The sequence below is a fragment of the Burkholderia sp. lig30 genome (assembly GCF_000687455.2).
Taxonomy (GTDB): Bacteria; Pseudomonadota; Gammaproteobacteria; order Burkholderiales; family Burkholderiaceae; genus Burkholderia.
The window spans coordinates 25,410-51,617 of sequence record NZ_JGVW01000081.1 but is presented as its reverse complement, the minus strand read 5'-3'; the positions used below and the strand labels follow the sequence as shown (position 1 = coordinate 51,617).

The 26,208-nt window shown below is 60.1% G+C and carries 25 protein-coding genes and 1 pseudogene; 16 read left to right on the top strand and 10 right to left on the bottom strand.

The genetic code is table 11. The annotated features are described in order from the left end of the window. The first annotated feature begins 203 nt into the window (after positions 1 to 203). Entirely contained in the window at positions 204 to 851 is a 648-nt protein-coding gene (locus LIG30_RS14335; protein ID WP_038713255.1) for a J domain-containing protein, read from the top strand. 242 nt (positions 852 to 1,093) lie between these two features. On the opposite strand, the gene LIG30_RS14330 is transcribed toward LIG30_RS14335, so the two are convergent. Together LIG30_RS14330 and LIG30_RS14325 are read right to left on the bottom strand one after the other, a co-directional pair. Then, on the bottom strand, positions 1,094 to 2,083 hold the full coding sequence (locus LIG30_RS14330) for an endo alpha-1,4 polygalactosaminidase (protein WP_083494042.1): 990 nt from the start codon (positions 2,081 to 2,083) through the stop codon (positions 1,094 to 1,096). Between the two features lie 621 nt (positions 2,084 to 2,704). Next, complete coding sequence (locus LIG30_RS14325; protein WP_038713254.1) at positions 2,705 to 3,619, bottom strand: LysR family transcriptional regulator; 915 nt, start codon at positions 3,617 to 3,619, stop codon at positions 2,705 to 2,707. 295 nt (positions 3,620 to 3,914) lie between these two features. Here LIG30_RS14325 and LIG30_RS14320 point away from each other — a divergent pair, with 295 nt between their 5' ends. Together LIG30_RS14320 and LIG30_RS14315 are read left to right on the top strand one after the other, a co-directional pair. Continuing rightward, a complete protein-coding gene (locus LIG30_RS14320) occupies positions 3,915 to 4,943 on the top strand; it encodes an alpha/beta hydrolase (RefSeq protein WP_038713253.1) in 1,029 nt (342 codons plus the stop codon). A gap of 96 nt (positions 4,944 to 5,039) precedes the next feature. Next, the gene (locus LIG30_RS14315) at positions 5,040 to 6,242 is read left to right on the top strand and encodes an MFS transporter (protein WP_051995029.1); all 1,203 of its coding nucleotides are present in this window, start codon (positions 5,040 to 5,042) and stop codon (positions 6,240 to 6,242) included. 104 nt (positions 6,243 to 6,346) lie between these two features. Here LIG30_RS14315 and LIG30_RS14310 read toward each other — a convergent pair whose 3' ends face one another. Next, positions 6,347 to 7,108, bottom strand: a complete 762-nt coding sequence (locus tag LIG30_RS14310; protein WP_038713252.1) for an SDR family oxidoreductase — start codon at positions 7,106 to 7,108, stop codon at positions 6,347 to 6,349. Between the two features lie 564 nt (positions 7,109 to 7,672). On the opposite strand from LIG30_RS14310, the gene LIG30_RS14305 reads away from it, so the two are divergent. The 6 genes and pseudogenes from LIG30_RS14305 (at position 7,673) to LIG30_RS14280 (ending at position 13,407) form a co-directional block, all read left to right on the top strand. Next, on the top strand, positions 7,673 to 8,770 hold the full coding sequence (locus LIG30_RS14305) for an HlyD family secretion protein (RefSeq protein WP_083494041.1): 1,098 nt from the start codon (positions 7,673 to 7,675) through the stop codon (positions 8,768 to 8,770). A 20-nt stretch (positions 8,771 to 8,790) separates the two neighbouring features. Then, positions 8,791 to 10,365, top strand: a complete 1,575-nt coding sequence (locus LIG30_RS14300; RefSeq protein WP_038713250.1) for a DHA2 family efflux MFS transporter permease subunit — start codon at positions 8,791 to 8,793, stop codon at positions 10,363 to 10,365. Positions 10,366 to 10,375: 10 nt separating this feature from the next. Further along, positions 10,376 to 11,800, top strand: coding sequence for an efflux transporter outer membrane subunit (locus LIG30_RS14295; RefSeq protein ID WP_038713306.1), 1,425 nt, complete (start codon positions 10,376 to 10,378; stop codon positions 11,798 to 11,800). 125 nt (positions 11,801 to 11,925) lie between these two features. Further along, positions 11,926 to 12,351 (top strand): MarR family winged helix-turn-helix transcriptional regulator, encoded by a 426-nt coding sequence (locus LIG30_RS14290; protein ID WP_038713249.1) that lies wholly within the window; start codon positions 11,926 to 11,928, stop codon positions 12,349 to 12,351. Positions 12,352 to 12,374: 23 nt separating this feature from the next. Continuing rightward, positions 12,375 to 12,857, top strand: a pseudogene (locus LIG30_RS14285) (acetyl-CoA C-acyltransferase); the annotation flags it as partial. A gap of 82 nt (positions 12,858 to 12,939) precedes the next feature. Further along, positions 12,940 to 13,407, top strand: a complete 468-nt coding sequence (locus LIG30_RS14280; RefSeq protein WP_038713247.1) for a YaiI/YqxD family protein — start codon at positions 12,940 to 12,942, stop codon at positions 13,405 to 13,407. Between the two features lie 88 nt (positions 13,408 to 13,495). On the opposite strand, the gene LIG30_RS14275 is transcribed toward LIG30_RS14280, so the two are convergent. Beyond that, complete coding sequence (locus LIG30_RS14275) at positions 13,496 to 14,332, bottom strand: alpha/beta hydrolase (RefSeq protein ID WP_038713245.1); 837 nt, start codon at positions 14,330 to 14,332, stop codon at positions 13,496 to 13,498. A gap of 123 nt (positions 14,333 to 14,455) precedes the next feature. Here LIG30_RS14275 and LIG30_RS14270 point away from each other — a divergent pair, with 123 nt between their 5' ends. Then, positions 14,456 to 15,502 carry an AraC family transcriptional regulator gene (locus LIG30_RS14270; RefSeq protein WP_152986097.1) on the top strand — a complete coding sequence of 349 codons (1,047 nt, stop codon included), beginning with the start codon at positions 14,456 to 14,458 and terminating at the stop codon, positions 15,500 to 15,502. A 112-nt stretch (positions 15,503 to 15,614) separates the two neighbouring features. On the opposite strand, the gene LIG30_RS14265 is transcribed toward LIG30_RS14270, so the two are convergent. Then, positions 15,615 to 15,962, bottom strand: coding sequence for a transcriptional regulator (locus tag LIG30_RS14265; RefSeq protein ID WP_038713244.1), 348 nt, complete (start codon positions 15,960 to 15,962; stop codon positions 15,615 to 15,617). A 91-nt stretch (positions 15,963 to 16,053) separates the two neighbouring features. Here LIG30_RS14265 and LIG30_RS14260 point away from each other — a divergent pair, with 91 nt between their 5' ends. Further along, positions 16,054 to 16,671, top strand: a complete 618-nt coding sequence (locus LIG30_RS14260; RefSeq protein WP_038713243.1) for a hypothetical protein — start codon at positions 16,054 to 16,056, stop codon at positions 16,669 to 16,671. A gap of 222 nt (positions 16,672 to 16,893) precedes the next feature. Here the strand turns inward: LIG30_RS14260 and LIG30_RS26350 are convergent, their stop codons facing one another. From LIG30_RS26350 to LIG30_RS14240, 4 genes are all read right to left on the bottom strand, one after another. After that, positions 16,894 to 17,592 carry a hypothetical protein gene (locus LIG30_RS26350; protein WP_152986096.1) on the bottom strand — a complete coding sequence of 233 codons (699 nt, stop codon included), beginning with the start codon at positions 17,590 to 17,592 and terminating at the stop codon, positions 16,894 to 16,896. A gap of 273 nt (positions 17,593 to 17,865) precedes the next feature. Continuing rightward, complete coding sequence (locus LIG30_RS14250; RefSeq protein WP_038713241.1) at positions 17,866 to 19,002, bottom strand: porin; 1,137 nt, start codon at positions 19,000 to 19,002, stop codon at positions 17,866 to 17,868. A 427-nt stretch (positions 19,003 to 19,429) separates the two neighbouring features. Then, positions 19,430 to 19,645: a DUF3820 family protein gene (locus LIG30_RS14245; protein WP_038713239.1), complete on the bottom strand. Its 216-nt coding sequence runs from the start codon at positions 19,643 to 19,645 to the stop codon at positions 19,430 to 19,432. 7 nt (positions 19,646 to 19,652) lie between these two features. Next, on the bottom strand, positions 19,653 to 20,528 hold the full coding sequence (locus LIG30_RS14240) for a LysR family transcriptional regulator (RefSeq protein ID WP_038713238.1): 876 nt from the start codon (positions 20,526 to 20,528) through the stop codon (positions 19,653 to 19,655). An 85-nt stretch (positions 20,529 to 20,613) separates the two neighbouring features. On the opposite strand from LIG30_RS14240, the gene LIG30_RS14235 reads away from it, so the two are divergent. Beyond that, positions 20,614 to 21,546 carry a DMT family transporter gene (locus LIG30_RS14235; protein ID WP_083494040.1) on the top strand — a complete coding sequence of 311 codons (933 nt, stop codon included), beginning with the start codon at positions 20,614 to 20,616 and terminating at the stop codon, positions 21,544 to 21,546. 56 nt (positions 21,547 to 21,602) lie between these two features. Here the strand turns inward: LIG30_RS14235 and LIG30_RS25335 are convergent, their stop codons facing one another. Then, positions 21,603 to 21,818: a DUF3820 family protein gene (locus LIG30_RS25335; RefSeq protein ID WP_083494039.1), complete on the bottom strand. Its 216-nt coding sequence runs from the start codon at positions 21,816 to 21,818 to the stop codon at positions 21,603 to 21,605. A 1,148-nt stretch (positions 21,819 to 22,966) separates the two neighbouring features. On the opposite strand from LIG30_RS25335, the gene LIG30_RS14225 reads away from it, so the two are divergent. The 4 genes from LIG30_RS14225 (at position 22,967) to LIG30_RS26345 (ending at position 25,683) form a co-directional block, all read left to right on the top strand. After that, complete coding sequence (locus tag LIG30_RS14225; protein ID WP_235510309.1) at positions 22,967 to 24,028, top strand: extracellular catalytic domain type 2 short-chain-length polyhydroxyalkanoate depolymerase; 1,062 nt, start codon at positions 22,967 to 22,969, stop codon at positions 24,026 to 24,028. An 83-nt stretch (positions 24,029 to 24,111) separates the two neighbouring features. Beyond that, positions 24,112 to 24,852 carry a hypothetical protein gene (locus tag LIG30_RS14220; protein WP_083494045.1) on the top strand — a complete coding sequence of 247 codons (741 nt, stop codon included), beginning with the start codon at positions 24,112 to 24,114 and terminating at the stop codon, positions 24,850 to 24,852. Between the two features lie 191 nt (positions 24,853 to 25,043). Beyond that, a complete protein-coding gene (locus LIG30_RS14215; protein ID WP_038713236.1) occupies positions 25,044 to 25,385 on the top strand; it encodes a hypothetical protein in 342 nt (113 codons plus the stop codon). 19 nt (positions 25,386 to 25,404) lie between these two features. Next, positions 25,405 to 25,683, top strand: a complete 279-nt coding sequence (locus LIG30_RS26345; protein WP_152986095.1) for a hypothetical protein — start codon at positions 25,405 to 25,407, stop codon at positions 25,681 to 25,683. Positions 25,684 to 26,208: the final 525 nt, after the last annotated feature.

The window sequence follows — 26,208 nt, the reverse complement described above, 5'->3', positions numbered from 1 at the left end:
TGGCCGTTTCGAATGCGCACGCGTGGCGCGCCGAAGCGGGCATCGCAACAAGGTTCGAGGTGGAGGACACTCGCGGCATATGCAGGGGGCGCGATGCAATTCGCGGGCCGGTTGGAAGCGACCGCCAATATCGCCGTCCGCTGCACGTTGGTGCCCCGGCGGCATGCTACGATCGACGCAATCCGACCTTCACCCGACGCACGATGATGACCTTGTATGAATTGCTTGGTGTGCGTGAGGACGCCACCGACGAAGAGATCAAGCGCGGCTACCGGAAGGCCGCGATGAAGGCGCATCCCGACCGCAACGTCGGGTTCGAAGCGTCCGCGCATGCGCGGTTTCAGGAGATCAAGGAGGCTTACGCAATTCTCTCGGACCCGGCGCAGCGCCGCGTCTATGACACCGTCTATGCCGAGGAAATGCTCCGTCACGCGCGCCTTCGTGAAGAAGAAGAGCGTCGGCAGGCAGCGCGCGAAGCGGAATATGCGCGGTTCGTCGCGTTGGCGATGCGCTTCGCCGAGGCGGGGCACAACCGCGATGTCGTGTTCGGCGTGTTGCTTGGCCGCGATTGCGACGAGCAGGTCGCCGAGCGCATTGCCGGCAGTGTCGTCGCGCTGCATGTGTCGCGTCAGCCGGACGCATCCCGGGATGCGCAGAATGACGAGCCGATGCCGCAGCAGGATGAGGGCGCGGCGCAGGCGGCATCGACTCAGGACGCCCGACAGCCGGACGAGATGTCGCAATCGGCAGCGGCGCCTCCGCCGAAGGATGATGCCCGAAAGAGCGACGGCCGCGTGCATGCCGATTTTTTCAGCGCGCTGTGGCATAGCGCGTTTGGGTTGCGCCAGTGACTCCGGGGTCGTGACTGCTGTTGTGCGCGCGAAGGCCGGCAGGTCGATCGCGATCGGTACCATCACCACGCGAGTCGAAGGCATGGAACGCATCGCATGACTGCCGGCACGCCCATTCGGGGCCGGCCGAAGCGATTCGATGCCTCAGCCGGCCAGTTGCGTGACAAATGCTTCCTCACAACGCGACGCGCAAGCATTCTCCCGCGCAACAGCGCGCTGCCGCATGCGGGGCGACAACACGCTCAAGGGTAGTACGCACTGCAATCCTGTCGCGACGAATTGAGCGACGAGCGCTTTTTGATCGCGCTGATCCTGCTTGTCTTCGCCTTCGGGCAAAACGAAGTCACCGCGAGACTGTACTCGGCTTCGAACACCGGCTTGTTCAACGCCAGGAATTTCGAGAAGTATCCGCATTCGCCGTATTGAAAGCACTGCTCGCTCACGACGAAGTCGAATGCGTTGTAGATCTGGCTGTCCTGCGCCTGACCGGTATCGTTCTTGAGCGCGACCAGCATCCCGCGCGTATGCGCCGCGCTTGCCACCCAAAGATTGAAATAGATCTGGTCGGCATAGGCGAGCGGAAAGCCGGTCGGGTCGTGCGCGGTCGTATCGTAGCCGTCGACGTTGTCCGGTTCGATCGCATCGCATCCCATGTTCCTGGCACGATCGAAACGTGCGTTGAGAATACGCGCGAGCGCGAGGCCAGTTTGCGATTTCGCCGGATTCACGTCGCGAACGTCGAGCCACCGTTCGTCAGGGAAACCGGAGTAGGTGTTGCCGAGAATGCTGGACGGGAACTGCGACGCGTCGTCCCGCCAGTTCTCCCAGGAGCCCACGTCGATATAGCAGATCACCTTGTATCCCTTCGCGTGCATCTTCTGCACCATCCCGCTCTGTTCGTTGTCGAACATGTCGATGTCATAGATCTGGATGGTCGGATCGGGATTGATCACGACCGGCGACGCCAGTTGCCAATCCCATTTGGGCGGCTGGACCGCCGGATTCGGATTGAGAATCGGCGGCCATCCGCCGGCAGATGCCGGGGCGGACAACGTCGCCAGAGATGCGCAAAGCAAGAGCGCAACGGTGGCGTGCCTTGCAAGTGCGAGGTTCCGGTTCATGGATACTCCCCATTTCGACACGTTTTTCAAAATGGATAGCACCGGCGAAGCCAGGCGATTCGAACCAGGCGGGTATCCGGCACGCATCCGTTCTCGGCGCGAGAGCGCCATCCCCGGAAATTTCCGTTGAACGAATGCGGCGCGCGCTTGAGTCGGACCGGATCGATTTCGATTCGGGACGCCGCGTGGAGAGGCTCTGTCCGTCGCACGATGACGGGCGACGGTGGCACATCAAGAAGCGTGCCTTCAATGTACGCACACCGTTGCTCGGAGCCGGATCGTGTCCGGCCGCCAACGATGCGCAACCAGCCCAAGAGAAATGATGGATGTTTTGGTTTTTGTGAGGTAAGCGTAGGCAGCGATCCGGCGGATTGCAAGGCTGGCTGCACGAATTCTTTTGCGTTTCGATCGCGCATTTCCGTGATCAATCCTGGGGCGATGCCGGACCGCCGGAAAGCAGGCGCAGGTTTCAGTGTAGCTTTTGGATTCGACGCTGACCCGATAAGACGGAGGGTGCTGCATCATTGGCGTGTGGCCGGAGAGGCGCTCGAGTGACGGGGTTGCCATGGGGCGGGCGTAAAGTTGCCTTGGCTGCCCGCGTTTGCAAGCGGCTCCGACGTCTTCGCACAAAGTTCGCCTTTCGGCCACGAAGCGGCCATTCGGCGGGCCGCCAAAGTTGCTATCCGAACTTGACCGGCCCGGGCCGGCAACGAGTGATTGCCCCGGATGCATCTACCGGCGATCCGATCTCCGTGTACCGCCTGCACGCAGCGTGTCTACAACAAGCGAGAACGCTGGCGACGGTTGCCTGCGACTCGGGTAATACAGGTGATAGCCCGAAAACGAGGGGCACCAATCTTCAAGAACGCGTAGCAGGCGTCCTGCTTCGATGTGTGGGGAAAATTCTTCTTCCGGAAGATACGCGATACCCAGGCCACCGACCGCAGCATCAGCAACGTGTGTGGTCGTATTGAACACCAGCTGTCCATCAACGCGAATCCGCAATTTGCGACCGCGCCGTTCGAACTCCCAGACATCCAGTCCGCCGTATGTCGGAAAGCGGATGTTGATGCAGCGGTGGTTCACCAGGTCCCGTGGCGTTTTCGGCATCGGATTCCCGGAAAAGTAAGACGGCGACGCGACTGCCGCCATGCGAAGTTCGGGGCCGATCGGTACGGCGATCATGTCCTTGTCGATGGTTTCGCCAAAGCGCACGCCCGCGTCAAAACGGTCCGCAACGATATCCCTGAATCCGTAGTTGATGTCGAACTCGAGTTTGATGTCGGGGTACTCACGCAGCAGCGGCAGCAGCTTCGGCAGCAAGGTTGTCTTGATGACGTGGTCGCCACAAGTGATGCGCACGCTTCCGGCCGGTTTGTCGCGCAACTCGGTCAGCGCATCGAGCTCGGCTTCGATTTCGGCGAAGCGATGACCAATCGTTTGGACCAGGCGCTCGCCGGCGGCCGTAGGCGAAACACTGCGCGTGGTTCGCGTGAGCAGCCTGATCTTGAGCCGCGCTTCGAGACCAGACACCGTCTGACTCAGCGCGGATTGGGTCACGCCCAATCGAGCCGCAGCGCGGGTAAAGCTGGCTTCTTGCGCCACCGTCACGAAAGCAAGAAGGTCATTGAGATTGTGTCGTGGCACGGTAGCTCCCGGCGGGCATTTATTAGGCTGACTTCTAACGCATATAAGAATTTATTAGCTTATCAAGCTTATCCGTTTTCGCAAGAATGGCGTCAAGCCACGGCGAACCGGACCGGAGCAGATCCTCGTCGCTCCGACCGTGTGACGCCGACCGAGGGGCGACAAGAGCCGCTCATGCGGACAGGTCGTTGCAATTCGTCCGTCGCAGGCGAAGGCGCCAGGCGACGTCAGCATCGATTCGTCAGCGACAACGCCAGCTCGGCGGTTCCGCGACACGCAGACAACGGAAGGTTCCATGAAAAGACTCGTCACGCTGCTTGGGCTGCTGATCAGTTCATTCACGGCAATAGGGGCGGATATGTCCAACGGTGCAAACAACTTTTATCAAAGCGACAAGGTGGCCCCGCAGAAGGTGACGTTCAAGAATCAATATCAAATGAGCGTTGCCGGGAATCTTTTCGTGCCCAACGACCCGAACCCGGATGCCAGGAAGCCCGCGATCATCGTCGGCCACCCCATGGGCGCGGTCAAAGAGCAAAGCGCGAATCTGTATGCGCAAAAGCTGGCCGAGCAAGGGTTCGTCACACTCTCCCTCGATTTGTCGTTCTGGGGCGAGAGCGAAGGCCAGCCGCGCAACGCCGTTTCGCCCGACATCTATGCCGAGGATTTCAGTGCCGCGGTGGATTTCCTGGGCACCCGGCCTTTCGTTGATCGGGAGCGCATTGGCGTTCTCGGGATCTGCGGCAGCGGCAGCTTCGTCATCAGCGCGGCCAAGATCGATCCGCGCATGAAAGCCATCGCGACAGTCAGCATGTATGACATGGGTGCGGCCAACCGAAACGGGTTGCGGCATTCGCAAACGGTCGAGCAGCGCAAGCAGGCCATCGCGGCAGCGGCCGAGCAGCGCTATGTGGAGTTCACCGGCGGCAAGACGGAATACACCAGTGGGACGGTGCATGAGTTGAAGAACGACACGGATCCCATTCAGCGGGAGTTTTTCGATTTCTACCGTACACCCCGGGGCGAGTTCACGCCCAAAGGCTCATCGCCGCAGCTCACGACGCACCCGACGCTCACCAGCAACGTCAAGTTCCTGAACTTCTATCCGTTCAACGACATCGAGACGATTTCCCCTCGGCCCATGCTGTTCATCACGGGTTCCGAGGCGCACTCCCGGGAGTTCAGCGAAGAGGCCTACAAGCTCGCTGGCCAGCCCAAGGAACTCGTCATCGTGCCGGGGGCGGGGCACGTGGATCTCTACGACCGCGTCAATCTCATCCCGTTCGACAAATTGACGGTGTTCTTCCGCGCCAACCTGAAATAAGCCCACGACGAGCGGTCACGACAGGAGGCCCTGCGAACACGGGGCCGTGTTGGTCCGGACCGCCGGAAATACACAGAGAATCACTTGCAGAAGACTATGCAATCCAATATCGCCTCCGGCAGCGTGGAACACCTCGGCAGTGCGGCGGCATGGGGCGCGGTGCTCGCGATGTCGCTGGGTGCGTTCGCCCTGGTCGCTTCCGAGTTCATGCCGGTCAGCTTGCTGACACCCATCGCGGCCGATCTGCACATCAGCGAGGGGCAGGCAGGGCAGGCCATGTCCGTTTCCGGTGCATTTGCCCTGCTCACAAGTCTCTTCGTTGCATCGCTCGCCGGAAGGCTCGACCGCAAGGTGTTGCTGCTGTCGCTTACGCTGCTGATGATCGTTTCAGGAACGGTCGTGGCCTTTGCCCCGAACTATGTGGCCTTCATGGCCGGTCGAGCACTGATCGGTGTTGCCATTGGCGGCTTCTGGTCGATGTCGGCGGCGACGGCGATGCGGCTCGTGCCGGATCATCACGTTCCGCGCGCGTTGGCCATCGTGAACGGAGGCAATGCGTTGGCGACGGTGGTGGCGGCCCCGCTGGGCAGCTTTCTCGGCGCCATCATCGGCTGGCGGTGGGCATTCTTCGGCGTCGTTCCGGTAGCGGCCATTGCCTTCGTCTGGAAGCTGTTCAGCCTTCCCCCGATGAAGGTTGGAGGCGAATCCGGCGCCGGCAACGCCTTCAAGCTGCTGACCCGCGCTCCCGTCGCTTTGGGCATGGCCGCAGTCAGCCTGCTTTTCATGGGCCAGTTCACGTTGTTCACGTATTTACGGCCCTTTCTCGAATCGGTCACCCATGTTGGCGCGTCCATGCTGTCCACCATTCTTCTCGTCATTGGTGTGGCCGGGTTCGTCGGGACGACCTTGATCGGGACAATCTTGAAAGGCGGCATTGACCGAACGTTGATCGTTATTCCCGCACTGATGGCGGTGATCGCCATCGCACTCGTTTCGTGCGGTAGTTCCGTGATGGCGACGGCTGTCCTGCTGGGTGTCTGGGGGCTGGTTGCAACCGCAGCGCCGGTTGGCTGGTGGACGTGGTTGGCGAGAACGCTACCGCAGGACGCAGAAGCCGGCGGCGGGCTCATGGTGGCGGTTGTTCAACTTGCGATTACGGCAGGCGCGATCGTCGGTGGCGCGTTGTTCGACTGGCGTGGCTATCGAGCGACGTTCGGCATGAGCGCGGCGCTGCTTGCCACGGGCGCGGCGCTGGCAATTCTCGCGGCTCGAGCCGGATCGCGGCAGGCTAATCGCTGAAGCAACCCCGGATGCCCATTATGTGCCGGTATTCGAGCGTTGCTTTGACCGGCTTTGTGATTGCATCGTTGCGCGCAGCGGAAACACCGCCGCGCGCACGACCCTCATGCGACGGGAATCGGGTTGTCGGCGATGAACTGGTTGAACTGGTCGACGAACGCATGCTCGTTGGGTCCCGCGTTGTCGCGCAGCGGTTTGGCCGCGTCGACGACGACTTCGGTCGTCGCGGTTTCCAGTAGCGTCATCGTTTCGGCGATGAACGCGTCGAGCGGCATCGCGCGCGGGTCGCCGCTCTTGTGGATCAGATCGGTGTCGACCCAGGGCGGCGCGATTTCGAGCACCCGCACGCTCGTATCGCGCAGCACGAAGCGTTGCGACAGCGTGTACGAGTGGATCGCCGCCTTGGTGGCCGAATACAGCGCGGTCGCCGCGAGCGGCACGTACGCGAGCGCCGAACTGTTGTTGATGATGGTTGAATCGGGCTGCCGTTTCAGGTGCTCGACGAACGCGGCGCTCACGCGTACGGGGCCGAGCAGGTTCGTGTTGACGAGACGCACGGCCTGAGCGTCGTCGAGCGGGCCGCCGGCGTCGTCGAACGGCATGATGCCCGCGTTATTGATCACGACGTTCAGGGCCGGATAGCGTTCGATCAATTGCGCGGCGACTTCGCGAATCTGCGCTGCGTCGCCGATATCGAGTTCGACGGTGTCGATGCCGGGATTTGCGTTCGCGATGTCATCGAGCAGCGCCTTGCGCCGGCCCGCGACGATAACCTTGTTGCCGCGCTTGTGAAAGGCTTCCGCCAGTGCACGGCCGATGCCCGACGTACCGCCGGTGATGAACACGGTGTTTCCGCTGAGTTTCATGATTAGCGTTCCCTATTTGGAAGGATGTTGATAAAAGCACTTCGAACGGGCGGTAAGCCGGCTCGTCGCGAAGGCAATGGTGAAAATGGAGGATCACAGGAGCAATGCACGAATTCTGGTCTTTGCTGCCGGTTCGATAAATCTTTGGCCCGCTTCAACTGTGTTTTCTCAACGCGAACAATGTCCGTCCTTTCTCCGGAGGAGCCGGCTTATGCGATCGGCTCCTCGTCGTCGCCGGCAAGATCTGTCACGTCGCCTTCCCGGACATCGATGTTCCCGGGGCGGCATCGAGCATTCGGTCGTTCGTGCCATTCCTCACATCATTGCGGGCCGCGTTGCTGCAGCAGAACCAACCCGCCCGGCTCGTGACGCATGCTGAAGTTGCAACAATTTCTTGTCGACTCGTGCTGTTGAAGAAGTGCATATGCACATATATGATTCGTGCATCGGTAAACGCCAGGCAACCCGCTCCCGGGTTCCGCCGCCGGAAATTTTCCAACCCGCACGCTGCGAGTGTCGTAGCGATTTCGTCACGCTATAGGAGTGCATACGCACATATATGCCATGAGTACGACACCCGTTCAAAACCCCACCGCGGCCGACATGGCGCTCAAGCCCCGCGTCCGGAACATTCCGTGGATGCTGCTTGCCGTCATCGGCGTCGTTGTCGTGATCTGTGTCGCCGGCACTTACTGGTTTGCGATCGGGCGCTGGGTGCAATCGACCGACGATGCATACGTCGGCGGGGACGTTACCGTGATCTCCCCGAAGGTAACCGGCTTCGTTGACCAGGTTCTGGTCAAGGACAACCAGTTCGTCAAAGCGAACCAGGTTCTGATCCGGCTCGATGCCCGCGATTATGCCGCGAAGCTCGCGCAGGCCGTCGCGGCGGTCAATGGTGCGGAAGCATCGCTGAACGAACTCAAGGCGAAGCGGCAGCTCCAGCTTGCGATCATCGATCAGCAATCGGCAGGCGTCGATTCGGCTCATGCCGAGCTGGTTCGCACGAGCGCGGACAAGGCCCGCTACCGTCAACTCGTCAAGGACGATGCGGTCTCGAACCAGCTCGTCGAGCAGGCGGATGCATCGTTCGCCAAGGCGAAGGCCGGGGTCGATGGCAGCAACGCTTCATTGCTCGCATCGAAGCGGCAATTGACGGTTCTCGACGCCCAGATCGTCGATGCCGAGGCCGGTGTCGCGAAGGCTCAGGCGGAACAGCGTTACGCCGAACTCAACGTCGAGTACACGACGATCCGCTCCCCGGTCGACGGATATGTCGGCAATCGCACTGCCCGGGTCGGCCTGCTGGCCAGCGCGGGCGTGTCGATGCTCACGGTCGTTCCCGCGAATGGCCTCTGGGTCGATGCGAACTTCAAGGAAGACCAGTTGAAGAAGATGCACGACGGCGATCCGGCAGAAGTCACGCTCGATGCGCATGCCGGCACGATCCGCGGGACGGTCCACAGCATCGCGCCCGCCACCGGCGCGACCTTCAGCGTGCTCCCGCCCGAGAATGCCACCGGCAACTTCACGAAGATCGTCCAGCGCGTCCCGGTGCGCATCGTCCTCGACGTGCCCGGGGATTCGGCAACGTATCTTCGCCCGGGCCTGTCCGCCGTCGTTGACGTCCATCTTGACCATGCGCGTCAACGCAACGACTGATTGAAAATGGAGATGCGATCATGACATCACATGCTTCGGGCAATCCGGCGGACATGCCGAACGCGCAGAAGATTTTCGCATTCGGGCTGATGTGCGTCGGGTTCTTCATGGCGACGCTCGACATCCAGATCGTGGCGTCGTCGCTGAAGGATATCGGCGGAGGGCTGTCCGCGAGCCAGGATGAGCTGTCGTGGATTCAGACCGCCTATCTCATCGCCGAAATCATCGTGATCCCGATGTCCGGCTGGCTGACGCGCGTGTTCTCCACGCGCTGGCTGTTTGCCGGTTCGGCGCTGGGCTTCACGATGACCAGCATGCTCTGCGGGATTGCGTGGGACATGAACTCGGAGATCATCTTTCGCGCGCTTCAGGGCGCGCTGGGTGCGGCGATGATCCCGACGGTGTTCACGACGGCATTCGTGCTGTTCCCGGGCAAGCAACGCGTGATCGCATCGACCACGATCGGCGCACTGGCTTCGCTCGCGCCTGCCATCGGTCCCGTGGTCGGCGGCTGGATTACCGACCAATGGTCGTGGCATTGGCTCTTTTACCTGAATCTCGTTCCTGGTTTGGCAGTGACGGTTCTGGTGCCGAAGTTCGTTCGCATCGATACGGCAGACATCAGTCTGCTGAAGAAGGGGGACTACCTCGGCATCCTGCTGATGTCGGGTTTTCTGGGTTGCCTCGAATACGTGCTGGAAGAAGGGCCCCGCAAGAACTGGCTCGGCGACACCACGATCCTCGTGTGCGTCTGGATCATGGCGATCTGCGGCTTCCTGTTCCTCGTGCACGCGTTCACCGCGCGTGAGCCGATTGTCGATCTCCGTGCGATGAACATCCGGAATTTTGCAATCGGCTCGGTGTTGTCGTTCATCACGGGCATCGGCATCTTCTGTACGGTGTTCCTGACGCCGGTGTTCCTCGGGCGGGTGCGCGGCTTCAATTCGCTGCAGATCGGCATTGCACTGCTTTCGGTGGGCTGCGCGCAACTTGTCGCGCTGACGGTCTATTCGAGGCTCGCGCAGCGTATCGATCTGCGCTGGCTGAACCTGTTCGGGCTGGTGACGTTTGGCCTCGGCTGCTACCTGTATGTGCCGTTGACGAGCGACTGGGGCTGGAAGGAGCTGCTGCTTCCGCAGATCTTGCGCGGCATCGGGCAGCAATTCTGCATTCCGCCGATCGTGACGCTTGCGCTGGGTTCGTTGCCGCCGTCTCGTCTGAAGTCGGCCAGCGGCTTGTTCAATCTGATGCGAAATCTCGGCGGCGCGATCGGCGTGGCCGTCTGCAACACCATGCTGAACGACAGGCTGAACCTGCATTACCTGCGCCTGAACGAGCATGTGACGGAGGGGCGCCCCGTCATCGAAGCGTTGCTGTCGGGCACGTCGTCACATCTGCAAGCCGTTGCGGGCGATGTTCTGGCGGCCCGCGAAGCGGGGCTGGCGTCCCTGCACAATCTCGCGATGCGCGAAGCGTTGACGCTGACTTTCTCCGACACGTTCTTTGCGGTTGCGTGCTGCTTCGTCGTCGCGATTGCATGCGCGCTGCTCGCTCGTCCAATTGATGGTGCGGCGCCGCCGCCCGACGCTCATTGAGGTAGACACGATGAAATCGACGCTTATTGCGATTGCCGCCGGCCTGGCGCTTGCGGCATGCGCGGTGCAGCCCGCAAGCCATCCGGACCTGCAACAGCAGGTTTCCGGGGTTGCGCCCGCTTCCTACGCCGTCGACGTGCCGCAGGACGCTGCCGATGCGGACACGTGGTGGAAGCAATTCGGCGATCCGGTGATGCATGCACTGATTGCGTCGGTGCTCGACCAGAACCTCGACGTGCAGGCTTCGGCCGAGCGGGTCAGGCAGGCCGAGTCCGAGACCCGGATTCGCCGCGCCGCGCTGATGCCGGAGCTGGACGCCAACGGGACGGCAAGCCATTCCCGCATCAATGTGCCGCCGCCCGCCGGGTATGTGCGGCAGGCCGGATTCGGCTTGTCCGCGAGCTGGAATCCGGACGTATTCGGCGGAGAGCGCCTTGCGCTGCTTGCAGCGAAGGCGCAGGCGAAGGGCACGCAGGAATCGCTGAATGCGTTGCGACTGGCAGTGGCGGCCGATACCGCCGATGCCTATGTCGAGCTGCGCTGGGCGCAAGCAGATTTGCGCATTCTCGAGGATAACGAGCGGATTCGCGAGCGCACGCTTCGGCTGACCAGCGAAAGAATGCGATACGGGCTGTCGACGAAGCTGGATGTCGCGCGGGCACAAAACCAGTTGAGCGATCTGCAGGCCCGCATCCCGCCGGTGCAATCGAGAATCCAGCACCAGCTCAGCCTGATTGCGGTCTACACCGGCCGCACGCCGGAAAGCGTCGATGCGCTGACGCTGGGTAGCGCTGACATCCCCGTGCCGCATACGTCGGCGCCCCGCATGCTGCCGTCCGAAGCGCTGCTGCGCCGGCCGGACATTCGTGTCGCGTACGCCGGCGTCCAGCAACGCGCGGCGGAAGTCGGTGCGGCGAAGGCAGAACGGTATCCGAAGTTCTCGATCAATCTGACGGACGGCCTGATGGCGGCTTCCTTCCTGGGGATGCCGACGCTGACGAACAACCTGTTCAGCGCGGCGCTCGGCGTGACCAGCCCGATCTTCAATGGCGGCCGCATCAGTGCGGATATCGCGAAGAGCGAAAGCAAGATGCGGGAGTCGCAGCTCAACTTGAACCAGGCGATGCTGAACGCGTTGAAGGAGATCGAGGACACCCGCAGCGATCTCGTCAGTTCATCGAGCGCGGTGGATCGGCTCGGTACGGCGCTGCATGCTTCCGGCGACGCACTCCGGTTGTCGAACGAACTCTACAAGGGCGGCGCATCGAGCTTTCTCGATGTGCTGACTGCGCAGGAGAGCTATCTGCACGATGACGAATCCCTGAATCAGGCGAAGCGAGATCACGCGCTTGCTGCCGTCGCGTTGTATCGGTCGCTCGGTGGCGGCTGGACGGTCGATCCCGACTCGGCTTCGCAGACGTCCGCCAGCAGGTGATGACGGAACGAGCCGCGTATTACCGCGACCGCGAGAACGAGACCGCGGCCCGATACCTCGCCGCTCCGGCGGCGCCACAAAAATGTACTTGCATTTGTGCATACGCACCATGTAGAGTTTTTGACATGAGCACGACTGTTTCCTACGCCGATTGCAATTGTTTCGCGCTGCGCCAGGCGGCGCGCTACGTCACGCAGTTGTACGACCGGCATCTGAGCGAGGCCGGGGTCACGCCGGCGCAATTCACGATCCTGGCACACATCGCTCGACACCCGCACACCACGATGGTCGAGCTCACCGAGGCAATGGTGATGGAGCGCACGTCGCTTCTCAGGGCGCTCAAGCCATTGCAGCGTGACGGGCTCGTCGATACCGAAACGTCGGTGCACGATGCGCGTACGTACGTGTTCAGCCTGACAAAGGCCGGTGTGAAAACGCTTGAGCGTGCGCGGCAGGCATGGCTGGCCGCGCAAGCGGAGTTCGAGTCCAGGTTCGGGAGTGCGCGAGCCAAGGCGTTGCGGGCGGAATTGTTCGACATGACCGCTGCGTGATCGATGGCCTATGGCGGGCCGATCCTGGTTTCCGCGCAGACGGGACGATCACGGCCGGCAATGCGCCGGGACTCAACAGCGGTGCGGCCGCGATGCTGATGGCGTCGCGCCGGTTCGCCGATGCGCATGGCATCGCACCGGCGGCCCGTCTGGTTGCTTACGGTGTGGCGGCGGTGAAACCCGGCATGTTCGGCCTTGGGCCGGTTCCGGCGGTCCGGATCGCGCTGAATCGCGCCGGGTGGAAGTTGTCCGACGTCGACCGTGTGGAAATCAACGAAGCATTCGCTGCGGTGCCGATCGCGGTCATTCGGGAGCTCGGGCTCGCGGAGGATGTCGTCAACGTCGAAGGGGGCGCCATTGCGCATGGCCATCCGATCGGCGCAACCGGAGCCGTGCTTGCGACGCGTCTGATTTACTCGATGCGGCGCGATGGCCTGAAGCGCGGCATCGTTACGCTTTGTATCGGCGGAGGGCAGGGCATTGCACTCGCGATCGAGACGTTGTAGGCGGGGCCTCATTCCGCGCTTTGCCGGGATGAGCGCCGACACTGATATATGATCGCCCCTTCTGTGTATTGGAAATGCCGCCATGCAAGTGCTGGTTGATGCAGACGCGTGTCCCGTCGTGATCAAGGACATGTTGTTTCGGGCTGCGCGTCGTGTCGAAGTGCACGTGATCCTGGTCGCGAACCAGTATTTGCGCACACCGCCTTCTCCCTTTATCAAGGCGCTTCAAGTGCCGGCGGGTTTCGATGCCGCCGATGCCCGCATCGTCGAGCTGGTGACGTCCGGCGACCTCGTGATTACCGCGGACATACCCCTTGCCGCCGCTGTCCTCGACAAGGGCGCCCATGCGCTTGACCCGCGCGGAAGCTGGTTTAGCCGCGAGAATATCGAGGAACGCCTCGCGATGCGTGCGATGCTGGATCAACTGCGCAGTACGGGCATCGATACGGGCGGGCCGGCGCCCTATAGTGTGCGGGACAGCAAGGAGTTCGCGGGGCAACTCGACCGGTTCCTCGCACGTCGCGGCACGCTGCCCGGCGGAGCCGTTTGATCTCCGCGAGCGACCGCGCCGAAATAAATTTCGGCATCGGCTTGAATGAATGGTCAGTCTGCCTGCTTGTCTCCGCGATGCAGGTGTGTCAGCTTTTGTCGAGGTTTCCCGCTGCAGGCGCGAGCGCCCAGTCAAGCGCGAAGTCCGCGACCTCCTCCCAGCCCTTTTCGCCGCAGGTGTAGTGGCTGCGGCCTGCGAACGGCCTGTACGCCGTAATCGCCCGCGAGCGCGTAGCGTTCTTCTCGAAATTCTCGCGCTGCACGGCCGGCGGCAGGATGTGGTCGTTGCCGCCGGCGATAAAGAGCAGCGGTGCGCGATCGTCGTTGGCAAAGTTGCAGGTCGTCGCGGCGTTCGGGGTGAGGTTCGCGAGTCCCCCCTGGAACAGCATTCGCCCCGACACGGGGACGGCGTAACGATCGTAGACAGCCTTCGATTCCGCGACGCTCAAGTTGTTCGTGAACGCGTAGTGAAAATCCTTCTCGGCGATCGGCACGGCGCGGCGCAGGTTGGCCGGGTTGCGCAGGACCGGGAGCGTTGCCTTGATCTCGCTGAATGGAAGCGCCCACACCCCCTTCACCGCAGCACCGTTGATGGACACGCCGGCCGCGCCGAGGCCGGCGTCGAGGAGGAGCTGAACGAAGGCACCGCCGAACGAATGCCCCATGATGATCGGTTTCGTGTCGAGTGCGGTGACGACCCCGGCCAGGTGATCGAAGACTTCGCGCACGCCCAGATTCGCCAGGGGCGTCGGATCCCGCCGGAGCGCCTCGACGCCGGCTGTACCCGGCCCGATCCCCGGGTACCCGGGGGCAATCACCCGCATCCCGCGCCGTTCGTAACGGGCGACCCAATGCTCCCACGACAAGGGGGTCATCCAGAGACCGTGGATGAGTACGACCGTGTCGGTACGCGCTTCTGACTGCATATGCCTGCTCCCATGAGTGTCATGTCGAGAAAACCGTGCCCGTGGCTCTTCGAGATTTTCGGGAGCCGCCCGACCCATGCTCGCCACTGTTGATGCGGGCGCCGTGCACCAGAAGAATAGTCTTTGACTTCGGGGCCGCTCTGGGTCAATGATGCGTCCATCATAGAGACCATTCCAGTACGCGACATGGCCAAAAAGCCGGAATTCTTTGCTGAAACGCCGACCGGGCTGGACGACGGAGTCGATCCCTTCGCCTTCAAGCGAGATGCATTTTCGGATGTGCTGGAGTTGATCCGCATCCGTGGCAACACGGTCTTCACGTGCGCGGCATCGGCGCCTTTCGGATTGCGCTTTCCGGCCGGAAAGTACCGTTTGCACATCATCAGAAGCGGCAGTGTGGCGATCGAAGTAGAGGGGCTTGAAGAGCGATACCACGCATCGCAAGGCGACCTGGTCATGTTGATGCATGGTCACGGCCACGTGATATCGGACCGGCCGGGCCGTCCCGCAAGCCTCCTCGCAGATCTCGCGCCACAGTACTACGACCGGGAGCGCCTGACGATCGGGCATGGGGATATCACCTGGCTATGCGGGGATTTCGGTTTCGACGGCGTGTTGTCACAACGCCTGCTGTCCGTGCTTCCACCCGTGCTGGTCCTGAAGGGCTTGCGAGAGCGGCCCTTCGAATGGTTGGAGCTGAGCTGCCATTTCATTCTCGACGAGGCATTGAATCCGCGCGCGGGTGCCGCCGCGATGATTTCCCGATTGCTCGACGTCATCTTTGTCCAGTTGCTGCGCACTTGGGCGACGGAGGGCGCGACCGGCCATGGTTGGCTATCCGGTGCGATCGATGATCGTATCAACCCTGCGATGTCCGCCATTCATGCCCATCCCGGCCGGGCATGGACCGTCAGTGACCTGGCCGAGTTGTCGAATCTGTCCCGCTCGGCTTTCGCGGATCGATTCCAGCGTGTCGTGGGCCAGGCACCGCTGAGCTATCTCACGACCTGGCGTCTGGATCGGGCTGCAGAGTTGTTGCGGTACAGCCGCGCCCCGATCTCCGATATTGCGAATCGGGTCGGATACACGTCCGAAGCGGCGTTCAGTCGAGCGTTCAGGGGACGGTATGAAATGTCTCCGATGCAGTGGCGGAGATTCAACACCGACTGATGACGCGAGTGGCCGCCTTGATCGGCCTGGTGATTGCATCGTTGCGCGCAGCAGAAGCGTTGCGACAGCGTGTATGAGTGGATCGCCGCCTCGGTGCCCGAATGCAGGGTGGTCAAGTGCCTTTTGCGGCTTTGGCGAAGGCCTCGGCGAGCTTGTCGAAATGGCGCAAGGCCGCAGGTGTCAGTTCGATCTGCTTGCGACGCGCATCCTCGGTATCGGTGAGCCGCAACCATCCCTTGTTGCGCATCGAAGTGATGCGGGCGTGAAGCGTGGCGGGCGAGCCGAGTTCGCTTTGGGCCATCATGTCCCGGACTGACAGTCGCTCTTCGGTTTGCGACACGCGTGCCACGAATTCGAGAATCCGTTCCTCGAGCGGGTCTAGCGTCGGCAGCGCCGGCAAACCACGCAGCGCCTCGGCCAGTTGCAGAAATCGTAGATAGATGTCAGCGGGACGTGTCATTGCTTGCGCTGTCGAGGCAGTGCGTCGCGTTGTGACACGCGGGCGCGCTATGATTCGCTCAATAATAATCTTGCATGGGCAGTTTACCGCAATGTCTAGCTTACGGTTACATTTCTGGTCGATCACCGGCACCGTGATTGCGTTTGTGGTGTCGCTTTGGATCAATCAGGTGGTTTTCACGGATACGTCGTTTGTACGAGGCATCAACTGGATTTTTCTTCCGTCCGGCGTCCGGCTTCTGAGCACATTGCTGGTGGGGGTGGACGGGTTCATTGGCCTGCTGGTTGCCGGTCTGCTGGTGGATTTTTTCTATTGGTTTCCGCACGACCCGCTGCGCGCAATCGCGGGCGCGATCTTTGGTTCGCTGGCGCCTTACCTGGTCTACAGGCTTGCGCTGGAGCACTACAGCCTGCGCGCGTCATTGACGAACCTCACGCCGAAGCGGCTTCTTGTATTGGCCGTCGCTTATTCGATTGCGAATCCGCTGTTGCACCATATCTGGTTTGCGCTGCGAGGGGAGACGCACAACCTCGGCGAGGGGTTCTTCATGATGTTTGCGGGCGATCTGGCCGGCACGCTGATCGTGCTGTATATCCTCAAGGGGATGCTTGTCCTGTTGCCGAAACACCCCAGCCGTTCGCACCTTACGAATGGCATGTTCCGCATCCGGTTGGCATTAAATCACGCGTATGACAATCAGCTGAGGTAACCGGGCACGCTGCTGTCGGCAGGCGATGGCGCAAGGGGCGCGCTCGTGGCGAGTTGGTTTTGCGACTTCATCGATCGGCAAGCAGGCGGTGACGCGAGCGTTCCACTGTCGCGTCACCCAATAACTCGATCGCAGTATTCGTCATTTCGCGCCCTGGCGATGGAGGGCGTTACTCGTTAGCCCTGCGTCAGGGAGTTGCGGCCCTGAATGGCCTCGGCGATCTTAATTGTTTTCGCTTCGCACCCGATCTTCGCACTTGCTATATTCCTGCTTTCGTTTTTCAAGTGCGTCATCAAGTCGATCTGCAGAATTGGTATAGGCGCCCACGGAGTTGTTGTAGTCCTGTACGGCGTGACCGATGTTTCGAATTTCATTCGGTACGTAAGGGTAGTCTCCGCAGCGTGACTTGATCAATGAATCCAGTGCGGCCGATTTTTCTTGATTGAGTTTTGAATTTTTAGCAGATTGCTGGGCCTCAATATTCTCAAGATTCAGTCGATGTTTTATGCCGGCGGGAAGCAGGATCACACCAAACACTAACAATGCAATCTGTACCTTCGTGCTGGAGATAAATCGGCCACGCTTTTTCAGGAAAAACAGCGTGGCGGCGCCAATCAGGCATAGTGTGCCTGCTGCACTCAATACGGTACTGAAGAGATAGTAGGTGATATACAGGAAAAAGAGGATTCCAACCAGTCCGGATAAAAATCTCAATTTTTGCCTCGAAATTTTGGGTGGATATCGGCAATGGCGCGCCACACTGCTATATGAGATCCCGGCATGGGCGCGAGGATCACTTTGCGCGTCTGGCGTGGACGGGGCCTGCTCATCTATCTCAGGTGCGAGCGGGTCATGCTCCGTGCCATACCCGATTTCCTCTTTTCCGACGGGGGCGTAACGTCTAGTAAGCGTGGATGGCATGCGAGCCCCGGACCGGGAACACGACCAACCGGCTGGCGTGCTGTAGCCAACCGGTCGGCCCGGACGACGCGTTCCACTCCAACTCCAGCGAGTTCTCTCAGGTTCGTTGTTATAAAAATTATAACGATAAGCGGGTGGCTAGGTAAGGGGGGCGCGCAAGTTTTTTGGGGGGGATATAAGAGCCGACTGTTGGCTTTGACCTTTATCCGGGCCTGGGCCAGCAAAGGGAAGAACGTGCCTCGGGGAGGCATAGGCATCCCCGAGGCAGGTCGATCAGAACATATGGCGAACGCCAGCCATCACGCCGACTTGACCTTGTCCAGGAGCGGGTGTCGTGCCCCCGCCGCCTGCGCTGATCGTAAATGCAGCGTGCGCGCTGTTCGCGAGGTACGCGCCCTGAAGGTAGACGGCGGTCTGCTTCGAAAGGAAGTAGGTTCCGCGCAGGACACCCAAAGTTGCACGAGCATCCTGGCCTGATACGGTGATGTGGTAAACCCCGCCATCAACGGAGACAACCGGCGTGACGTAGTAATTTGCGGTGAGATAAAAAAGATTGGAGTGCAGGTTTGGCCCGCCCGACGAATCGGTGTCGACCCAACGCCCGATCCAGCCACCGCCGAGCTTCACGCCATAGGCGCTCACATAGCCATTGACCTGGGCGCGATCATCCTTGTCACCGTTGGCGGTAAGCGTCACAGGTTTAACACCATCGAAGAAATTCGCGGCCGCGCTACTGCCTCCGCCTCTTTGTTCTTCATAGGATGCGGCTGCCCCGAACCATGTCGAATCGTATTTGAGCATCGCCGACCAAAGGCGGCACTCAGTCATGTCGCCGGGCGTCTGGCCGGCACACGTGCCTTGACCCGGCGAATTACCGGTGCCTGCCGAATCCCGACCGAACGAGTACATTGCACCTACCGTCAATCCACCAAACTTGCTGCGCCACGCCACCGAATTGTCAGCTCGACCGTTCGGGATATATGCATCGAGCGAAGGCAAGCCGTAAATGTTCGGGCCGAGCAAGTCGGCGTCGAGCACTGCAAGATAGGTCATGGTGTACTGGCGACCGAACGACAAGGTGCCGTATGGACTTTCGATACCGACCCAGCTTTGACGACCGAAGAGACGGCCACCTTGTCCCATCGTGCCATTGGCGACATTGAAGCCGTTCTCGAGGACAAAAAGGGCTTTATAGCCGCCGCCGAGATCCTCCGATCCGCGAATCCCCCAACGCGACGGCAGTTCGCCCGTGATGGAGGGCATACGCACGACACTCTTTCCAGCAGCATTGGCATGTGAAATGTATTCCACGCCCGAATCAATAATGCCGTACAGCGACACGCTGCTTTGTGCAAAGCTGGTCGTCGCGAATCCGAGCAAGGCTCCGCCAACGAGATGGTGCAATCTCATACAGTCTCCAGGGTGAAATATGAATATTTATGATTTCTATGTATGACTAACCAATAAGTACGATTGGATTGATTTTTCTTACATTCTTTCAGTGCTTGGCCCGTTGGTCAGGCAGTTTGAAAGGAAGCTTCTTTCTTTGGAAAACGTGGATGAACCGGAGGTGGGGCTTCATGCGCGACAAGGTCTGGGCCTGTCGGTTGAGATATAGACCCTACGTTTCGGTTTGTGAGGGATATGGTCAGGGGGTGTCTCCGTGTTGCATTATTTCATTTTGGATTGCAATCTGTTTCTTGGATGGTAACGATCGGGAAATGGCCAGTCCAACACCGATTCGATATGAAATCGATACCTGACGGGTATATGATTTGAGGCTCCCTCGGCTTTTCGGGGGGGCGTGGCGCACTGTACCGATGGCGCCTGACTGGCGCTATCCGCGTTGGCACAGCGGCTCGAGCAGGCCCCTCAGGCCGTTATGGTCCATCTCGTGCATCAGCGCGAGCAGACGACCGAGCTCGCCCCGCGGAAACCCTTCGCGGGCCAGCCAGTTGAGGTAATTCCCGGGCAGGCCGGCGATGAGTCGGCCCTTGTATTTGCCGAAGGGCATGGTGACGGTGACAAGGCGTTCAAGGTCCTGGGCTTGCATGTGCGTGTTATGCAAGGGCAGGCGCTGACTGGCGCAGTGTCTTGACCAGCAAGCCGTACAGGGTATCGACGGCTTTCGAGCCGCGCGAATCGCGGCTTCTGTAAACCGCGACCTCCATCGGTTCGAGCGGGCCCAAACCCTCGTCGCGGCCAAGAATCTGCAGATGTCCGGGGGCGCTGCATTGCGTCAGCGCCGCGACGGCCAGCCCGCTCTCGACCGCCGCGATCTGCCCGGCAAGGCTGGAACTGTTGTAGACCACTTTGTATCGACGCCCTTGCTGCGCCAGCGAATGGATCGCACTGCGTCGCGCGAGACTCGTACTTTCGTATACGGCGATCGGCATCGGATCGCGTCGCCACAGCTCGAATTGCGCGGCGCCGACCCAGACCATCGGTTCGTGGAACAGCAACGTGCCGCGCCGCGCGTGATCGCGCGACACCAGCGCGATGTCCAGCTCGCCGTTCGCCACGCGCGGGATGAGAGACGTCGATTGCTCGCAGATCAGCTCGATTTCGACACCGCTATGCCGCGGCGCGAACCGTTTGAGCACCGGCGTCAGGTATTTCTCGGCGTAGTCGTCGGGCACGCCGAGCCGCACGCGTCCGGTGAGTTGCTCGCCCTGTAGCGCAATCTGCGCTTCCGCATGCAGGTCGAGAATGCGACGCGCATAACCGAGCAGCGTCTGGCCGTCATCAGTGAGTTCGAGCGTGCGTGAGCCGCGCTCGATGAGCCGTAGACCCAGTGCGCTTTCCAGCTTCTTGAGCTGCATGCTCACTGCGGACTGTGAGCGATGCACTTCGCCTGCGGCGCTCGACAGCGAACCGGCATCGACCACGGCGACGAAGCATCTTAGCCAGTCTGTCTGCATATCGCGGTTTTTCATGGCTTTCACCAACTTTCGAAATTCGAATGGATCACCTTCGAATTATGCGCTTTTCGTTCGATTGGCGGCGGTACACACTGGGTGCATGAATACGAACCAGCACATCCGCGGCGCGGCCTCCGGCTTCGCGTCGACCCACCCGTCGACTGGCGTATGGCCATTTGTTCTCGGCTGCGCGCTGCTCGGCACCATCGGCATCTTTGTGAGCGAAGCCCACGCCGATCCGTTGACGGCGACGTGGTTTCGCTGCGCACTTGGCCTGGTCGGCCTGACCCTCTGGGTGACATGGCGTCGCCAGACGCGATCTCTGCGGCTTGCGCGAACGACCGGCCCCTGGGTGCTGGCCGCCGGCTCCTTGATGGTGTTGAGCTGGGGCTTGTTCTTCACCGCCATCGAGCGGATGTCGGCAGGGGTCGCAATCGTGCTGTTTCACGTTCAGCCGATGTGGGTGCTGGTCCTGGGCGCCCTGTGCCTGAAGGAATCGATCGGCAGGCGGCGCATTGGCGCGGTCTCGGTGGCGATGTTCGGCCTCGTGCTGGCGACGGGAATCGCCGAGCACCCGGCAAGCGGCGACGGTCGGCAAGGTTACTGGCTCGGTGTCGCGTTGTGTCTCATAGGCGCGTTCTGCATGGCATGTGTCACGATCATCGCGAGGCGTCTGCGCGACTTGCCTGCGGGCATCCTCGCCTGGTGGCAATGCGCGATCGGCACGCTGACACTGTGGATCTGGCCGGTGCAGCACGGCTGGCCCGCGTTGGGCGCCTCGTGGCTGTGGCTTGCCGGGCTCGGCATCATTCACACCGGTCTGGCCTACACGTTGATGTACAGCGGCATGGCGCGCCTGAACACGGGCCGCATCGCGTTGTTCCAGTTCGTGTATCCGGCGGTTGCGATCCTTGTCGACCGGATCTTCTTCGGCCAGCATTTGAGCAGCCTGCAACTGACGGGCATCGCGGTAATGTCGGTCGCAATCTGGTTTGCCGAACGTGCGCCTCGGGGGTGGCGGGGGAGCTCATGAGACAGGCGGGGCGCGGTCAACGCTGCGCAGAGGTTACGATCAACCTCCGTCTGGTGCTATCCGCGTTGGCGCAGCGGCTCGAGCAGGCCCTTCAGGCCGTTATGGTCCATCTCGTGCATCAGCGCGAGCAGACGGCCGAGTTCGCCCTTCGGAAACCCTTCGCGGGCCAGCCAGTTAAGGTAATTCCCGGGTAGGTCGGCGATGAGTCGGCCCTTGTATTTGCCGAAGGGCATGGTGACGGTGACAAGGCGTTCAAGGTTTTGGGCTTGCATGTGCATATTATGCAGGGGTTTCCGTTCCCACACGCCCGCCACGGCCCTCCACAGCGTGCTGACCGATCCAAGACGACTGAAGGTCGTGAAACCGGCTGGTCATAACAGTCGGAATGTCCCACAGGTGATGCCAGATGGCGGGAGGCGATCGGCTCCTTGCCGTCGCGTCGGGCGGCACGCGGCCAACTGCAGCCTTGCGCCAATACGTCAGAAAGGTCACTCAATTGCCTGTTCCGCCCCGCAAATGGGACGCTCGCCACGTCTGCGCCGTGTCCTGTTGTGGTCCGACCGGGAATTGGCACAAGCGCGGGTGCCCGGCTATCCTCTGGCGTGCATTCTGACAACAGGCTTGCAGCGATCAACGTTGTGCGCAATAGACCGCGTTCGGCTCGTCAGGCATATGACGATCGTCCGCGGTAATGACAACTGACGCGTCGCGACTCTCTCCATCGAATGATGGAGGCTGCTCCAGTTTGCGCAGAATATCCTTTCGTTAAAGCGCTCCAGGGTACCGTGAGAAAGCCGAAGGCCGCCGATTCAGCGGGCCTGAACGACTCGATCACCATAACGGGTCAAAAGCCGGTACACGACCGTATGCTCAACTGCGTGACCGATGGGGAATTCCCATGTCCATGCAGCGCCGACTGACGATTGGGCGTCGGCGTTGCAACCGTTGCCGAAGCGAAGCTTGTAATCTGCCGATGCGGGTAATCGTAATATTCGAAGATTCAGATATTCAGGAAATCCAAGCCAACCCTCTATATGATTCGAGCATCGATTGAATGTTGTTTCATTGCGCCAAAGTGAATCGCGTCAGCGCCAATACACTAGCAGTGTGTCAAATCGGCGAAAAATCCGCCGGCAAATTCGATGCCTAAAGACACTAGCTGCGCGCTCGGGAAAACGCTAACTGTATCGGCCAAATGTAGTTACTAAGCTTATTGCAACGATGAATCCAATCATTCATCCAATTTAAAAGAAAACTCTGCAGCTTGCATTCCCTATTCGGCACACTGCCACATACCGGCGCGATGAGGACCGGAACGATCCGATAGCGACAGCTATTGACGGTTCCGCGTGACACGTTTACGTGTTGTGCCGGGCGGGAACCATACCGCCCTGAGCACGTTAGTTCAAGGAGCAGGCCAATGTTCTATCGCACTGTCCTGGGCAAGGCGCTATGCGCAGTCGCGTTGCTCGCGGCTTTCTTCCACCTGGGGCCATTGAATGCCCAAGTTGCCAGACTTCCAGCATTCAACGTCGATATTCATCAGACCTCGGTGTCCGGCCTCTCTGCGGGCGGATTCATGGCAGTTCAATTCGACGTTGCCTTTTCATCGATTCTGAAGGGCGCGGGGATCATAGCCGGTGGGCCTTACAGTTGCGCGCAGGGAAGTCTGCCCACTGCCGAGATAGCCTGTATGTTCGCCCTGATGCCAACAGACGTCTCAACACTCATCCAGATCACAGATCAGAATGCGCGCAAGCAGGTGATCGACCCAACGTCCAATCTGACCAACCAGAAGATCTGGATGTTCTCGGGTACTACGGACTCTGTAGTCAAGCAGTCTGTGATGAATGATCTGCAGACCTACTATAAGCACTTCGTCAGCTCGCCGAACATCAACTACGTCAAGACTATGCCTGCGGAACATGCGATGCCGACAGATTTTTTTGGAAATGTCTGCAACTTCAAAGGAGATCCGTTCATCAACAACTGCCACTTTGATGCAGCGGGGGAATTACTGAAGTGGATCTACGGCCCGCTGAACCCCAAAAGCACGGGACCTCTGGCCGAGCAACGCTTTGTTGAATTTGACCAGAGCGAATTCATTGCCAACCCCCATCAGCACAGCATGGCAAACACTGGCTGGATTTACGTACCGGCCAACTGTGCAAACGGTCAGGTATGCAGACTGCATGTGGTCTTCCATGGCTGCAAGCAATATCCCAACTATTCTTCCGGGATGACGCCTTTTGGAACTACGTACGTCAAGAACACCGGCTACAACCAGTGGGCCGACACGAATAGCATCATTGTGCTTTACCCGCAAATTTACGTCGGCGATGGCGATCCCGAGAGTCAGAGCAATCCCCAAGGTTGCTGGGACTGGTTTGCGTATGACGACGTGAACTATGCGACCAGGATGGGCAACCAGATGAAAGCGGTTAAGGCGATGGTGGACAGAATCTCCAGCGGGGCAAAGTAGCTTCCAAGAGCAAAGGTTTCCGTCGAAAATTTTGAATCCTTTAACGTGGTTTGAACGCAAAGATCGCAAGAAAGGAGAGTGACATGGCTACTACCAGCGTTTCGATTATCAACGCAAGCACGGTATTGACTGACGCCCAAGTCCAGGCTGCCGTACCCGCCCTGCAAACCCAGGTACATAGAGACTTCGCGCCTGCCTGGGGAATCGATGCGGACCTCACTTTCATACCAACGGGGGCCGCGCCTGCCGGCGGTTCGTGGTGGCTCACGATCCTCGACAATTCGGATCAGGCCGGGGCGCTCGGCTACCACGATGTCACGAACGAAGGTCTCCCACTTGGGAAGGTGTTTGCGGGGACTGACATTCAAAACAATGCCAAGTGGACCGTGACCGCAAGTCACGAATTGCTCGAGATGCTAGCTGACCCCGAAATCAACTTGACGGTGTTCGTGCAGCCGAGCGCTACGGCGGGTGTGCTTTACGCCTATGAAGTATGCGATGCCTGTGAAGCAGACCAGTTCGGCTATGACATCAACGGCGTGGCGGTTTCAGATTTTGTCTATCCGGCGTGGTTTGAAGCATTTCGCAATGCAGGAAGTGCGAGGTTCGATCACGGCGAACGTCTTCAAAAGCCGGTTCCTGCCCTTCTGGCGGGCGGATATATTGGGGCCTTCGACGTTGCTTTCGGAGGCGGCTGGAACCAGATCACTGCTGAAGGCCGGCTGGCTTATCAGATGCGCCCCCATGTCGGCAGCCGCCGGGAGCGAAGGAGGACGCCGCGCGACCAATGGCTTCCTAGCAGCGTCAAGTTCGGAAAGCACTAGGGAGACACTGATCAATGCATTCAGTTTGGGTGACCGGATTAAGCGATTTACAGAAGGCGAAGACCGTAAGCAGGTTGCCGAGCAGCTGATCGAACAGTATCGGGCAGACGCCTACGATGCGAACGCCTACCACGTGCGGAAGGAATTTCAATTCACCCGCCCCGTTTCACTCATAAAAGGAAGGAAAAATCATGAGTATTAATAGCTATTATTACAACTGGATGTGGGCGTGGGATTCCGGCGGCAATGGAAACTCTACCAGCCACACTATCCGCTTCGATCCACAATATGCTTTCGCGCAGACGGCACTGAGCTTCGCCGATGGTGGCGGCTATACCGGCATCGGGATCACCCACTTTGAAACCCGTCCCGTCCCAGACGGACCCAACCAGCCCACCGATTTTAGCTATGACCCTAACTTTGGTTACCCGCCGGCTGTGGACGCCGACCAGATGACTGTGGTTACTGCGGAGCTTGATGTTGGAGGTAGTCAGGCTGCAACAGCCCTGTTGACGGTATTCCTGTTTGATTAATTTTCGGGAGGAACTAGACATGTTGAACACGGGCGGCAAACTCAAACCAACTGCACATCTGGTCTGCATAGTTTATGATGCGCACAGCGGCCACATCGCTCACGTCCATCACGAGATCTCGCTGCACAAGGGTCCTCATGCCACCCAGGCTGAGGCCGAGGCGGCGGCACTCGATCAGCTAAAGAAGCGCGGCAAAGACGCCAGCAAATTTAGGGTGCTTCATATCAAGCCTGATGAACTTTCACCGCTTGGGCGCTACAAAGTTGACCCGCAGCGACGTACACTGGAACAGCTGTAAGCCCCCGGCAATTTTCTGGTCGATCGCGGCGAGCACCCGTTCCTTTTCTTCGTCCGATTGCCGCCTGGCGCGAGTACGAACTGATGTCTTGATACCGATTCCTGTGCGCCGCAAAGCCCTGCTGAACGGACTTGGGGCGCTCAATTTTTTCGGGTTTTGTGGCTGAGATGTCAGGTTTTGTCGTCAATGCTGTCACTTGATCCCGGACGTCGATGCTCCAGTTAGTGAAAAACTCCTGCGAAATCAAGGTTGCCGTTTTCACGAAAGCTGTCACTCGACAGTGGTGGTGCAAGGAAACGGAATTAGTGAGACTCGGACGCGTCTCGCGAGAGTGGAGATACTGGAATAATGAGACTGGCCGAACCGGGGGCGCGAGTTGCACTGGAATAGCCATCAGTAACGTGGCACATGGCCATAGTCGGTCCTGAAAGCGGGCATAAACGTGACCGAGCGAACGGCCGTCTTAACTTTGAAAGCTGCCATCGACTCCGCGCTCGCCAAAATGGCGGTTGTGGGTCGGTTTGA

What these genes read in the sequence shown, in the direction of transcription:
- LIG30_RS14250 (WP_038713241.1), bottom strand. Translation starts at nt 19,002, where the DNA reads ATGAGATTGCACCATCTCGTTGGCGGAGCCTTGCTCGGATTCGCGACG.
- LIG30_RS14245 (WP_038713239.1), bottom strand. Translation starts at nt 19,645, where the DNA reads ATGCAAGCCCAGGACCTTGAACGCCTTGTCACCGTCACCATGCCCTTC.
- LIG30_RS14290 (WP_038713249.1), top strand. Translation starts at nt 11,926, where the DNA reads ATGAGCACGACTGTTTCCTACGCCGATTGCAATTGTTTCGCGCTGCGC.
- LIG30_RS14305 (WP_083494041.1), top strand. Translation starts at nt 7,673, where the DNA reads ATGAGTACGACACCCGTTCAAAACCCCACCGCGGCCGACATGGCGCTC.
- LIG30_RS14280 (WP_038713247.1), top strand. Translation starts at nt 12,940, where the DNA reads ATGCAAGTGCTGGTTGATGCAGACGCGTGTCCCGTCGTGATCAAGGAC.
- LIG30_RS14215 (WP_038713236.1), top strand. Translation starts at nt 25,044, where the DNA reads ATGAGTATTAATAGCTATTATTACAACTGGATGTGGGCGTGGGATTCC.
- LIG30_RS14265 (WP_038713244.1), bottom strand. Translation starts at nt 15,962, where the DNA reads ATGACACGTCCCGCTGACATCTATCTACGATTTCTGCAACTGGCCGAG.
- LIG30_RS14320 (WP_038713253.1), top strand. Translation starts at nt 3,915, where the DNA reads ATGAAAAGACTCGTCACGCTGCTTGGGCTGCTGATCAGTTCATTCACG.
- LIG30_RS25335 (WP_083494039.1), bottom strand. Translation starts at nt 21,818, where the DNA reads ATGCAAGCCCAAAACCTTGAACGCCTTGTCACCGTCACCATGCCCTTC.
- LIG30_RS14240 (WP_038713238.1), bottom strand. Translation starts at nt 20,528, where the DNA reads ATGAAAAACCGCGATATGCAGACAGACTGGCTAAGATGCTTCGTCGCC.
- LIG30_RS14335 (WP_038713255.1), top strand. Translation starts at nt 204, where the DNA reads ATGATGACCTTGTATGAATTGCTTGGTGTGCGTGAGGACGCCACCGAC.
- LIG30_RS14260 (WP_038713243.1), top strand. Translation starts at nt 16,054, where the DNA reads ATGTCTAGCTTACGGTTACATTTCTGGTCGATCACCGGCACCGTGATT.
- LIG30_RS14330 (WP_083494042.1), bottom strand. Translation starts at nt 2,083, where the DNA reads ATGGCGCTCTCGCGCCGAGAACGGATGCGTGCCGGATACCCGCCTGGT.
- LIG30_RS14300 (WP_038713250.1), top strand. Translation starts at nt 8,791, where the DNA reads ATGACATCACATGCTTCGGGCAATCCGGCGGACATGCCGAACGCGCAG.
- LIG30_RS26350 (WP_152986096.1), bottom strand. Translation starts at nt 17,592, where the DNA reads ATGCCATCCACGCTTACTAGACGTTACGCCCCCGTCGGAAAAGAGGAA.
- LIG30_RS14275 (WP_038713245.1), bottom strand. Translation starts at nt 14,332, where the DNA reads ATGCAGTCAGAAGCGCGTACCGACACGGTCGTACTCATCCACGGTCTC.
- LIG30_RS26345 (WP_152986095.1), top strand. Translation starts at nt 25,405, where the DNA reads ATGTTGAACACGGGCGGCAAACTCAAACCAACTGCACATCTGGTCTGC.
- LIG30_RS14225 (WP_235510309.1), top strand. Translation starts at nt 22,967, where the DNA reads ATGTTCTATCGCACTGTCCTGGGCAAGGCGCTATGCGCAGTCGCGTTG.
- LIG30_RS14295 (WP_038713306.1), top strand. Translation starts at nt 10,376, where the DNA reads ATGAAATCGACGCTTATTGCGATTGCCGCCGGCCTGGCGCTTGCGGCA.
- LIG30_RS14220 (WP_083494045.1), top strand. Translation starts at nt 24,112, where the DNA reads ATGGCTACTACCAGCGTTTCGATTATCAACGCAAGCACGGTATTGACT.
- LIG30_RS14315 (WP_051995029.1), top strand. Translation starts at nt 5,040, where the DNA reads ATGCAATCCAATATCGCCTCCGGCAGCGTGGAACACCTCGGCAGTGCG.
- LIG30_RS14235 (WP_083494040.1), top strand. Translation starts at nt 20,614, where the DNA reads ATGAATACGAACCAGCACATCCGCGGCGCGGCCTCCGGCTTCGCGTCG.
- LIG30_RS14310 (WP_038713252.1), bottom strand. Translation starts at nt 7,108, where the DNA reads ATGAAACTCAGCGGAAACACCGTGTTCATCACCGGCGGTACGTCGGGC.